The 10,547-nt window shown below is 59.4% G+C and carries 10 protein-coding genes and 1 tRNA gene; 8 read left to right on the top strand and 3 right to left on the bottom strand.

Annotation, left to right across the window (positions count from 1 at the left end):
- The first annotated feature begins 139 nt into the window (after positions 1-139).
- The 3 genes from G5253_RS18740 (at position 140) to yjjG (ending at position 2,582) form a co-directional block, all read left to right on the top strand.
- A tRNA-Met gene (locus tag G5253_RS18740) sits at positions 140-216 on the top strand.
- A 172-nt stretch (positions 217-388) separates the two neighbouring features.
- Positions 389-1,879 carry a M17 family metallopeptidase gene (locus tag G5253_RS18735; protein ID WP_266135690.1) on the top strand — a complete coding sequence of 497 codons (1,491 nt, stop codon included), beginning with the start codon at positions 389-391 and terminating at the stop codon, positions 1,877-1,879.
- Positions 1,880-1,901: 22 nt separating this feature from the next.
- Entirely contained in the window at positions 1,902-2,582 is a 681-nt protein-coding gene (gene yjjG / locus G5253_RS18730) for a pyrimidine 5'-nucleotidase (protein WP_216953489.1), read from the top strand.
- Positions 2,583-2,718: 136 nt separating this feature from the next.
- Here the strand turns inward: yjjG and G5253_RS18725 are convergent, their stop codons facing one another.
- The 3 genes from G5253_RS18725 to dusC form a co-directional block, all read right to left on the bottom strand.
- Complete coding sequence (locus G5253_RS18725; RefSeq protein ID WP_266135705.1) at positions 2,719-3,426, bottom strand: substrate-binding periplasmic protein; 708 nt, start codon at positions 3,424-3,426, stop codon at positions 2,719-2,721.
- A 158-nt stretch (positions 3,427-3,584) separates the two neighbouring features.
- Positions 3,585-3,953 carry a TraR/DksA family transcriptional regulator gene (locus tag G5253_RS18720; protein ID WP_019445807.1) on the bottom strand — a complete coding sequence of 123 codons (369 nt, stop codon included), beginning with the start codon at positions 3,951-3,953 and terminating at the stop codon, positions 3,585-3,587.
- 97 nt (positions 3,954-4,050) lie between these two features.
- A complete protein-coding gene (dusC, locus tag G5253_RS18715) occupies positions 4,051-4,995 on the bottom strand; it encodes a tRNA dihydrouridine(16) synthase DusC (protein WP_266135691.1) in 945 nt (314 codons plus the stop codon).
- Positions 4,996-5,118: 123 nt separating this feature from the next.
- Between dusC and G5253_RS18710 the strand changes: the two genes are divergently transcribed.
- The 5 genes from G5253_RS18710 (at position 5,119) to nfo (ending at position 10,532) form a co-directional block, all read left to right on the top strand.
- The gene (locus G5253_RS18710) at positions 5,119-5,496 is read left to right on the top strand and encodes a YbaN family protein (protein ID WP_064335934.1); all 378 of its coding nucleotides are present in this window, start codon (positions 5,119-5,121) and stop codon (positions 5,494-5,496) included.
- Between the two features lie 134 nt (positions 5,497-5,630).
- On the top strand, positions 5,631-6,176 hold the full coding sequence (apt, locus tag G5253_RS18705) for an adenine phosphoribosyltransferase (RefSeq protein ID WP_005352403.1): 546 nt from the start codon (positions 5,631-5,633) through the stop codon (positions 6,174-6,176).
- Between the two features lie 172 nt (positions 6,177-6,348).
- The gene (dnaX, locus tag G5253_RS18700) at positions 6,349-8,940 is read left to right on the top strand and encodes a DNA polymerase III subunit gamma/tau (RefSeq protein ID WP_421204006.1); all 2,592 of its coding nucleotides are present in this window, start codon (positions 6,349-6,351) and stop codon (positions 8,938-8,940) included.
- A 114-nt stretch (positions 8,941-9,054) separates the two neighbouring features.
- Positions 9,055-9,384, top strand: a complete 330-nt coding sequence (locus tag G5253_RS18695) for a YbaB/EbfC family nucleoid-associated protein (protein WP_005333445.1) — start codon at positions 9,055-9,057, stop codon at positions 9,382-9,384.
- A 305-nt stretch (positions 9,385-9,689) separates the two neighbouring features.
- Complete coding sequence (gene nfo, locus G5253_RS18690) at positions 9,690-10,532, top strand: deoxyribonuclease IV (protein ID WP_005352396.1); 843 nt, start codon at positions 9,690-9,692, stop codon at positions 10,530-10,532.
- The last annotated feature ends 15 nt before the right edge of the window (positions 10,533-10,547 follow it).

Below are 10,547 nucleotides of genomic sequence, written 5' to 3'. Positions count from 1 at the left end.
CGTCGGGCTCATAACCCGAAGGTCGTCGGTTCAAATCCGGCCCCCGCAACCAACTTTTCGTCAGCCTGCGATTGTGTAAACAGTCGAAAGCAGACAAACGCCATCAAGCTACTGCTCGGCTTGAGGGTGACAATTCGGACGCGGGGTGGAGCAGCTCGGTAGCTCGTCGGGCTCATAACCCGAAGGTCGTCGGTTCAAATCCGGCCCCCGCAACCAACTTCCTGATAGTTTTCTTCTTTTCCCCCTCATTACATTGAATATATCTCCATCGGGTATGCAACCGATGGCGATTAATGCTGTTTCCTGCGCTTTTTCAAGACCATAACTGGTCGTCTCGACCATTTGTTAGGTATCATCAGATATCTCTTCATGGATGAGGCACGCGCCTGTGATCACTCCTTTTACCTATCTTCCTCCTGCTATTGAAAGCCGGGATGCCACGCTGACCGAGACCCTTTCACAGGGCTTGCCATTGCAACTGCTGCTGATCGCCGAAGAGCAAAAGGAGGCATTGCTGTCGCTACCGGCCCTGTCGGGGATCAACACCCAGTTGGCGCTTGGGCAAAAAGCACCTTTCACCCTGATGCATGGTTCCACCCTGTTGCTGGTCATATTGGTGACCGGCAATGTGACGCGGGATCACCGTCTTTATAAGCAGGTCAGAGGTTGGATAGCCCCGCTCTCCGGGCTCAAGGTAGAGCGGCTCGGGCTGCATCTGGAGGGGTTCTCCCCCTCAGAGCGGGTGATGCTGGCTGAATTGATGTTGTCGGCTCTGTTGGCCGCCAATCTACCGTTGCCGACCAGCAAAAGCCGTAGCGAAAGTGGCTGGAACTATCAGCATGTGTCGGTCTCTCCTGCTGTAGTGCTGGATCTCGCTCGTATCTACAGCGAAGCAGGGGGCAATGGGCTGGCTCGTCATTTGGCGGTGTTACCCGCCTCGGAGCTGACTGCGGCCAGCTATCGCGAGTTCGTCAGCCAGCTGGCTCAGGATGAAGGTTGGCAGTGCCATCACTACGATCAGGCGCAGCTGGCCGAGCTGGGAGCGGGGGCTTTTTTGGCGGTAGCCCGCGGTTCGGAAGATAATCAGGGGGCCATGGTCAAGCTCAGCTACTACCCGTCCAAGCCGGTACGCCGCATTGCGTTGGTGGGCAAGGGGATCTGCCATGACTCAGGTGGCTATAACCTCAAGGTTTCCGGCAGCATGTATGGCATGCATCTCGATATGGGGGGCAGTGCGGTGGCGTTGGGTACCCTTTATGCCATCAGTCGGGCTCAGCTGCCCTATGAGGTTCACTGCTGGTTGGCGATTGCCGAGAATCATATCGGTCCCCAGGCTTATCGTCCGGGTGAAGTGGTGACAGCGATGAATGGTCTCACCATCGAAGTGGTGGATACCGATGCGGAGGGACGAATGGTGCTGGCCGATACTCTGACGATGGCGGCGCAGGATACCCCGGATCTGCTGATCGATTATGCGACTCTGACCGGCGCTTGCAAGCGGGCACTGGGCAGTCGCTATAGCGGCGTCTTTACCAATCGCCACGAATGGCTGGCATCGCTGGTCAAGCTGGGTCAGCACAGCGGTGAACGAGTCTGGCCCTTTCCGCTCGATGAGGATTACGATGAAAATATCGAGAGCGAGTGGGCCGATCTGTTGCAGTGTGCACCAGGCAGTTCGCCGGATCACATTGATGCGGCCCGCTTTCTTGCCCATTTTATCCCCGAGCAGACGCCCTGGCTGCACTTCGACCTGAGCGGTTTTCGCAACAAGGGGGGCAATGGGGTGGTCTCCAGCGAAGTGACCGGCTTTGGTGTGCGGTTCACGCTGGATCTGCTGGCTGGCCCACTCGGTCGAGTGGGGCACTCAGCTTCCGAATAATCTGACTGATAAAAGGATTTCTGTGAAACAACCAAGCTATGACTGGGTGCTGTTCGATCTGGATGAAACCCTGCTCGATTTCCCGGTCGCCGAGGCACTGGTGCAAACGCTGCAGATCTATGGTGTGGAGGCCGATGACGCCAGCATGGCGCAGTACCATGCTATCAACCATGAGCTCTGGCAGCAGTACAACGATGGCGAGATCGATGCGACAGTGCTGCAGCAGACCCGCTTCTCCCTCTTTGCCCAGCAAGTTGCCGCCGACCCCATGGCGATGAACAATACCTTTCTGGAGCAGATCATTGCCCTTAGCATGCCCCTCGAAGGGGTGGTCGAGACCCTGCAGCAATTGCGCAGCAAGGTGCGGATGGGGATCATCACCAATGGTTTCAGCGTCCCCCAACGTGGCAGACTTGGAAAACTGGGCTGGAGCGAGTGGTTCGAGCCCCTGGTGATCTCTGACGAGATCCGGGTGACCAAGCCGGCGCCGGCTATTTTCCAGCACACACTCTCCCTGATGGGGAAGCCGGATCCGGCCAGAGTGCTAATGGTGGGGGACAATCCGAAAACTGATATTGCCGGGGCTGCGTCACAGGGATTGGCTACCTGCTGGTATAACCCGAGGCGGCACTCGGGCGAATGCGATGCGACCCACGAGATCCACCACTTCGCCCATCTTGCCGACATTGTGCTGGGATGCTGACGGGTAGAGGTAACTCATCATGTCAACGGTGACAAAATTGTCTTGGCAAGTCGCAACAAGGCTAGTTTGAGACAGAGTAGGGTTTGCTTGAGACGGCAAGGGGAGCGGATGCTCCCCTTGCTCATTGGGTGTTTTGTTATGGTTGCAGGGATCTGAACTGGTAGCGGTCGAGGATCTGCTGATAGTCGGGGCTCTGTTTCAACTGATGGATAGCTTGATTGATCCGTTGCAGTTGCGCCTCTGTGGTGCTCTCTTTGCTCAGCATCAGGTGTACTGGTGTCTGCTCGAGCGGCAGCTGGATCTTGAATTCGGAAAGTATATCTCCATCATGACTCAACCCCTGCATCCCGTGGGGGTCTAGCACGAGCCCCTGAACTCGCCCAGCCCGTAGCATCTTCAACAGCTGATCCAGCCTCAGGCGTATCTGCAGGCGTGGTTGCATTTCGGGTTCGGTCATCAGCTGGCGAAAGGCAATGCCGTAATCAAAATTCTTGAGGACACCAATATTGAAGTCAGCTCGTTCGCGCAGCGATGCCAGCGAGGTAATGTCGCGCCAGCGTTGCTCATCCTGCCGGCGGATAATAATAACGGCCTGCTCTTCCCGGTAGGGATGGGTGAATCGCGCATATTGTTGTCGTTCGGTGGTGATATTGGCAGACATGGCAAGTTGTACCGTGCCAAAACGCAGTTCATGAAGCACCCTAGACCAAGGCATTTCGCTGAATCTGGCCTGATAACCGGCTCGCTGGAAGATGGCGTGGACCAGCTCAACGTCCAGCCCCCGCAACTGTTGCTGCTTATCGCGAAAACTGAAGGGTTGCCACTCTGTCCAGCCTACAACCAGGGGCTCTTGTGCTATTGCTTGGCAGCATAAACACCATATCAGCAAGACACTGTACACACCTTATCCCCCCGGATCGGCTGATAGGGTTGAGTATTGGACAGGAATGACGGACTAACCAGTAGAGAAGAGGGGTGAGTGGATGCACAGAGGTGCATCCATCACAGTTCGTGGGCGTGGAATCCCTTGCGATAGCGGGCTTCGCAGCGCGGGCAGCGTTGCAGGGTCGGATCCTGTTCCAGCTGTTCGATGGACAGTGGCTCTTCACAATCGGAGCAGAGGCCATAGAGGCCAAGATCCATCTGACAGAGTGCCGCATCGATCCGCTTGAGGCGGGCCACGCTCTGCTCAACCTTCGGCAGATCCAGCCGGCTGGTCAGTTCCACCAGTTGATCCTGCTCGCAGTGACCGACCTGTTCGGCCCACTCGTCACGGCGGCAAGCTTTAAGCTGACCGATCAGCGTTTCTCGTACTTGGGCCCAGTCTGACAGCAGGCGATTACGCCAGACAGTCAACTGTGCTTGCGTCATTTCACACACATTATCCCCCACAGGACAGACGACAGATTCGGGGCAGTATAGGGATCCGATAACTCTATCAAGATGATATGCGTCAAGTTAAACGTGGTTAGCCGTGGCTTTTGGCTGCTTGCAGCAGGGCATCGCGGATGGGATCCGTCTCTTTGAGCACCCGGATCTCCTGAAACAGCAGGTCCGCTTCGGGATATTCCCGCTTGAGATAGCTGAACCACTGTTTGATGCGGCTGGGGTAGTAGTCGGCTTTTTCGCTGGCCAGATCCTGCTCGGTATAGCTCACCATCAACTGCAGCACCTCGGCCCAGCTCATGTGCGGGCAGCCGGTTTTCATCACGTTGGCCAGATTGGGCAGGGAGATGGCGCCGCGCCCAACCATCAGGGCATCGCAACCCGAGACCTTGGCGCAGGCGAGGGCATCTTTATGATCCCAAATCTCGCCGTTGGCGGTGACGGGGATGGGCAGGGCACGACGAATGGCGTCCACATATTCCCAGTGGGCGGGGGCCTTGTACCCTTCGCGCTTGGTGCGGGCATGAACGGCCAGCTCGTTAGCGCCCCCCTGGAAGACCGCCTGAGCGTTCTCCAGATAGAGCTCCTTGTCATCGTAACCGAGGCGAATTTTGGCGCTCACCGGCAGATGGGCGGGCACCGCCTCGCGCACCGCCTTGACGATGCGGTAGATGGTCTCGGGCTCTTTGAGCAGCACAGCGCCACCCTTGCTCTTGTTGACCGTAGGGGCGGGACAGCCGAAGTTGAGATCGACGCCGGGGGAGCCGAGCTCGACAGCGCGCACGGCGTTCTCGGCCAGCCACTCAGGGTGTTGCCCCAGCAGTTGTACCCGCACCGGGGTGCCTGCGCGGGTTTTGCCATCTTGCAGCAGTTCAGGGCAGAGGCGGTAGAACACCTTGGCGGGCAGCAGCTGATCGACGACCCGGATAAACTCGCTCACGCAGAGATCGTAATCATTGACGGAGGTGAGTACCTCCCGCATCAGGTGATCCAGTACCCCCTGCATGGGGGCCAAAATAACGCGCATAACGGCTTTCCGACGAGAGTGGGGAGAAAAAAGAGCGCAGATTGTAGTGGGGTTGCGGCCCGCTGTCAGCACCCGCTCAAACTCTGTTAGGCTAGAGGGAGATAAATCACGCAAGGAGAAGGAATGAAGCGTTGGTGTCTGATGGCGCTCGGGTGGCTGGCATTTGCCACTGGTATTGTGGGCATTGTGCTGCCGCTCTTGCCGACTACCCCCTTCATGTTGCTGGCTGCCGCCCTGTTTGCCCGCTCGTCGCCCCGTTTTCATCGCTGGCTGTTGACCCATCCCTGGTTTGGCCCGCCCATCGTGGATTGGCAACAGTATCGCGGCATTCGTCGTCAGGCCAGACGGCGCGCCATTATCTTCATTTTGCTCACCTTTTCGGTGTCGCTGGCGGTGGTGCCACTGCTGTGGGTCAAGGGGTTGCTGGTTATCATAATGGTGATCCTGCTCACCTGGTTAATGCGTCTGCCGGTGCTGGAGCCAGTTGCAATGGTGAAGTGAAGTCCCTAAGCTATTGCAGCAATAATGCTATGGAGTCGGCCTGTCATTTTTGCGTGACAGGCTTTTTTATTTCCCGCAGAAGGGAATTGAGAAAAAATGGCCACCCCTGGGTCAAAAAAATAAGCGGTCAACACATGAATCCGGAAACCCTGAAATTTATCGAAGCAAGCATCAAGACCATTCCCGACTATCCGAAGCCGGGCATTCTGTTTCGTGACATCACCAGCCTGATCGAGAATGCCGAGGCCTTCAAGGCCACCATCGATCTGCTGGCCAATCATTATCGTGATCAAGGGATCACCAAGATTGTTGGCACCGAAGCTCGCGGCTTCATCTTTGGCGCGCCGGTTGCCTATGCCATGGGGCTGGGCTTCGTACCGGTCCGCAAGCCGGGCAAGCTGCCGCGCGAAGTGATCGAGGAGTCCTATGCCCTCGAGTACGGCACTGACACCCTGCAACTGCACACCGATGCCATCGTGCCTGGAGACAAGGTGCTGGTCGTGGACGATCTGCTGGCGACCGGTGGTACCGTTGATGCGACCGTCAAGCTGATCCGCCGTGCCGGTGGTGAAGTTGCCGATGCGGCCTTCATCATCTCCCTGCCGTCTCTGGGTGGCGATGCCCGCCTGACTGCTGCTGGCATCAAGGTAGTCTCACTGGTCGAGCTGGCCGGCGAGTAATGCCTCTTCTGCCCGATCCTCTGCATCGGGCCTGCATTGAACCGGTGCCCTTGCGGGCATCGGTTTGAAAATCAAGCGATCCCTCCCGCTCTGACCGATAGCCGATACAGCCAGCCCGCCATTTGTGTTAGCATCCGGCCTCAATGCCCTGTCTTCCCTGCATGATGGATTTATGAGCTATCAGGTTCTGGCGCGTAAATGGCGCCCCCATACGTTTGAACAAGTGGTAGGCCAGCAACATGTGCTGACCGCCTTGACCAACGCCCTGGATCAGGGACGGCTGCATCACGCCTATCTGCTGAGCGGTACCCGCGGGGTCGGCAAGACCACCATCGCCCGTATTCTGGCCAAGAGCCTCAACTGCGAGCAGGGGATCAGCAGCCACCCATGCGGCGTCTGTGATACCTGCCGCGAGATCGATCAGGGCAACTTTGTCGACCTGCTGGAGATTGACGCGGCGTCCCGCACCAAGGTGGAAGATACCCGCGAGCTGCTCGACAACGTGCAGTACCGTCCGGCCCGCGGCCGCTTCAAGGTCTACCTCATCGATGAAGTGCACATGTTGTCGCGCCACAGCTTCAACGCGTTGCTGAAAACCCTGGAAGAGCCCCCCCCCTATGTGAAGTTTCTGCTGGCCACCACGGATCCGCAGAAGTTGCCCATTACCATTCTCTCGCGCTGCCTGCAGTTTCATCTGAAGAGTCTGGATCAGACCCAGATCGCCAAGCAGCTCGAATGGGTGCTGGATCAGGAGGGGCAGCCCTTTGAACCGCGTGCGCTGCTGGCCCTGGCCAAAGCCGCTGACGGCAGTATGCGCGATGCCCTGAGCCTGACCGATCAGGCGCTGGCCCACGGCAATGGTAGCGTGCGCCTCGACAGCGTGCTGGCGATGCTGGGCACGCTCGATCACCGCCATCTGCACCAGCTGCTGGAAGCCATTTTGCGGCAAGATGCGCCAGCGACCATGGCCAAGATCACCGAGATCGCCACCCTGGGCCCCGATTTTGATCAGCTCCACGCCGAGCTGGAAGGCTTGCTCCATCGCATCGCCATGGCGCAGCTGCTGCCTGCCAGTGTGCAGGAGCAGGGGGCGGATGCCGATTCCCTGCTGCAACTGGCCAAGGCGATGAGCCCGGAAGAGGTGCAGCTCTGCTACCAGATAGTGCTGGGTGGCCGTAAAGATCTGCCCTGGGCCCCCGATGGCCGCACTGCGCTGGAGATGACCTGCCTGCGGATGCTCGCCTTCTCCCCAAGGTGTGATGCCCTGCATCCGGCCAGCCTCACCGCGTTGCCCCCGTCAATGACGAGCGGTGCGGCGAGCAGCGCTACTTCGGTTGCCTCTTTGCCGGGAAAGCGCCCGGCCGCTGAATCGGCCGCACTGGCACCGATCAGCGGCGCCGTGCCTGCACCGCTAGCCAGCCCTGTTGCTACCAGTGCCGTGCCCGCGGTTGATGTCTCCCTGCCTTCGATGGTGGATGACATCGGCAACCCCGCCGATAGCGAGGAGGAGGCACAAGCCGCCGAGCTGTTCAGCCAGCAGGATGAACTGCTGCGTGAAGCCGCAGGCATGGGGTATCAACCCGAGCCCGCGTTACCCCATGTGCAGCCCGATGTGTCTGCGCACTCGGTTGCACAGCCCGCAGATGCGGATGATCGAGCGTCTGACGCAGCCGATACCGACTATTCCCGTGGCGAGCCGCTGACCGCCCCCTTCGAGCCCGCGCTCGCAGCGACAGCAACGCCTGTTGCCGCTGCTGAACCGGTATCAGCGGTATCGAGCATGCAGAGTCTGCTTGGCAAGCGAAATATGCTGCGCAGCCGCCAGCGAGGTCAGGATGCCCCGGCGGCGCCTGCGCCGCGCGCAGTACCAGTTGCGCCAGCTCGCCCTGTCGCGCCCGCTGCTGCACCGGTCGTCTCGCAACAGCCAGCTCCGATCGGCCAACCGGCCGGGCAGGGGATGGCGGCGATGGGTCACTATGATGATCTGCCGCCGGTGGATTTCTATGGCGATGGCTACGAGCCACAGGGTGACAACGGGGAATACGAAGAGTACCTCAATCAGGGCTTTGCCGAGCAGGCTCCAGCAATGAGTCACGCCCCCGTCACGGCACCGGCCCAGCCAACCGATCTGCCACCCTGGGATCTCGACGGGCAGCCGAGCTATCGACCCGGTGAGCGCAGCGCTGCGGCGCCAGCGGTGACGTCCACCCCAGCGACCCAGCCGCCCGTTGCAAGCACGGCGGTGGCTGCTGCCCCTGTGACGCAGGATGAACCCCCTCAACCAGTGATGGAGACCATCGACTGGGATGAGCTCGAAAGCGACAGCGAGCCGCAAGAGGGGGAGGCGACCCGTCTGATTCCCTCCTCGCTGCTCAATGGTTGCGGCGACCCTTGGGCCGAGTTGATCGCTCACACTCAGGTGGGAGGGCGGCTGCGCCAGCTGGCCATCAACTCGGTGATGACGCGGGAAGGGGACAAGGTACTGCTAACCCTCAAGCCCGAGCAGCGCCATCTGGTGAGCGACAAGGCGCGCGCCGATCTGGCCGAGATCATCGGGCCAGCGCTGGGTCAACCGGTGCAGGTCGAGGTAACGCTCGGTGTGGTGCCTGACAAGGAGACCCCCCTCGAGATCGAGCATCGCCTCTATCTCGGGGTGCGCGAGCAGGTGACCCGGGATCTGGAGCAGGATCCCAACGTGCAGTTTTTAGTTCAGCGGTTTGGTGCCGTGCTCCATCACGAGAGCATCGAGCCCCTCAACCGCTAAATTCCGTGGCCGGGAGCTTGCTTCCGGTTGAAAAGCAGTTTGGCTGTCCCCATCTAGGACAGACAAGCCCACAGCCCGGCGCTGGATGCCGGATTTCAAGACGAGAGACGACATATGTTTGGTAAAGGTGGAATGGGGAACCTGATGAAACAGGCCCAACAGATGCAAGAGCGTATGCAGAAGGCGCAGGAGCAGCTGGCTCAGATGGAAGTGACCGGTGAAGCCGGTGCAGGCATGGTCAAGGTCACCATGACCGGTAGTCACAGCGTCCGTCGCATCGAGATCGACCCCTCCCTGATGGAAGATGACAAGGAGCTGCTGGAAGATCTGGTTGCCGCCGCTTGCAACGATGCCGTGCGCCGTGTGGAAGAGCAGAACAAGGCCAAGATGGGCGAGCTGACCGGTGGCATGCAACTGCCGCCAGGCTTCAAGATGCCCTTCTAAGGCGACTCTCCCCGCGCATTCTTGCTCCCTTGTCGCTGGCCATTCGGGTCACGGCAAGGGGGACGGCCGAGAGACCCAAAGACGCAGCGTTATTGCTCAGGCGATACGCTGCGTTTTTTTATGGGCGCCATGCTGGCGCGGGCGGGCTCTAACTGAGAGGTTGCCACAGCGAAGGCCGATTACGCCATGAAACGCAGCGCCTTGTATAGGCGGCACTATTTGTCGATACCCGCTATCGGATATCCCGGTTTGGCGTGGCCGGGCGGGAGCGGCATAATGGCGGCTTGCCGTATTGAGGAGATTGTATGAAATATATCGGAGCCCACGTCAGTGCGGCCGGCGGGGTGGAGAATACCATCGCCCGCGCCCAGGCCATCGGGGCCAACGCGTTTGCCCTCTTTACCAAGAATCAACGTCAGTGGCAGGCGGCCCCCTTGTCGGATGCCACCATTCGTGCCTTCAAGGCGGCCTGTGACAAGGCCGGTTTTCTGCCGGAGCAGATCTTGCCCCACGACAGTTACCTCATCAATCTGGGCCACCCGGATCCCGATGGTCTGGCCAAATCCCGCGATGCGTTTCTCGACGAGATGAAACGCTGCGAGCAACTGGGGCTCTGTTATCTGAACTTCCACCCCGGTAGCCATCTCAAGCAGATCCCAGAGGCGGCCAGCCTCAAGCTGGTGAGCGAGTCCATCAACTGGGCGTTGGAGCGCAGTGAAGGGGTGACGGCGGTGATTGAGAATACCGCAGGGCAAGGGACCAACCTCGGCTGGTCGTTCGAGCACCTAGCCACCATCATCGAGGGAGTGGAGGACAAGAGCCGGGTCGGGATCTGTTTCGATACCTGCCACGCCTTTGCCGCCGGCTACGATCTGCGCACTGCAGAGAGCTGCGCTGCTGTCTTTGCCGAGTTCGATCGCACGGTGGGTTTTCATTATCTCAAGGGGATGCATATCAACGGCGCCAAGTGCACCTTCGGCAGCCGGGTCGATCGCCACCACAGCTTGCGGGAGGGCAATCTGGGAGAGGCGGTATTCCACCACATCATGAATGATGAGCGCTTCGATCGCATTCCGCTGATCCTCGAGACCATAGACGAGTCTATTTGGGGCGAGGAGATCAGCTGGTTGCGCAGTCTGGCGAAGTGATACTCAGAAGCGGAT

This window comes from Aeromonas sp. 602658 (assembly GCF_049173005.1).
Lineage (GTDB): Bacteria > Pseudomonadota > Gammaproteobacteria > Enterobacterales > Aeromonadaceae > Aeromonas > Aeromonas veronii_A.
Note: the sequence above shows the minus strand (reverse complement) of the source record. Positions and strands in the feature narration are given on the sequence as shown.

What these genes read in the sequence shown, in the direction of transcription:
- G5253_RS18720 (WP_019445807.1), bottom strand. Translation starts at nt 3,953, where the DNA reads ATGACGCAAGCACAGTTGACTGTCTGGCGTAATCGCCTGCTGTCAGAC.
- dusC (WP_266135691.1), bottom strand. Translation starts at nt 4,995, where the DNA reads ATGCGCGTTATTTTGGCCCCCATGCAGGGGGTACTGGATCACCTGATG.
- G5253_RS18710 (WP_064335934.1), top strand. Translation starts at nt 5,119, where the DNA reads ATGAAGCGTTGGTGTCTGATGGCGCTCGGGTGGCTGGCATTTGCCACT.
- apt (WP_005352403.1), top strand. Translation starts at nt 5,631, where the DNA reads ATGAATCCGGAAACCCTGAAATTTATCGAAGCAAGCATCAAGACCATT.
- dnaX (WP_421204006.1), top strand. Translation starts at nt 6,349, where the DNA reads ATGAGCTATCAGGTTCTGGCGCGTAAATGGCGCCCCCATACGTTTGAA.
- G5253_RS18695 (WP_005333445.1), top strand. Translation starts at nt 9,055, where the DNA reads ATGTTTGGTAAAGGTGGAATGGGGAACCTGATGAAACAGGCCCAACAG.
- nfo (WP_005352396.1), top strand. Translation starts at nt 9,690, where the DNA reads ATGAAATATATCGGAGCCCACGTCAGTGCGGCCGGCGGGGTGGAGAAT.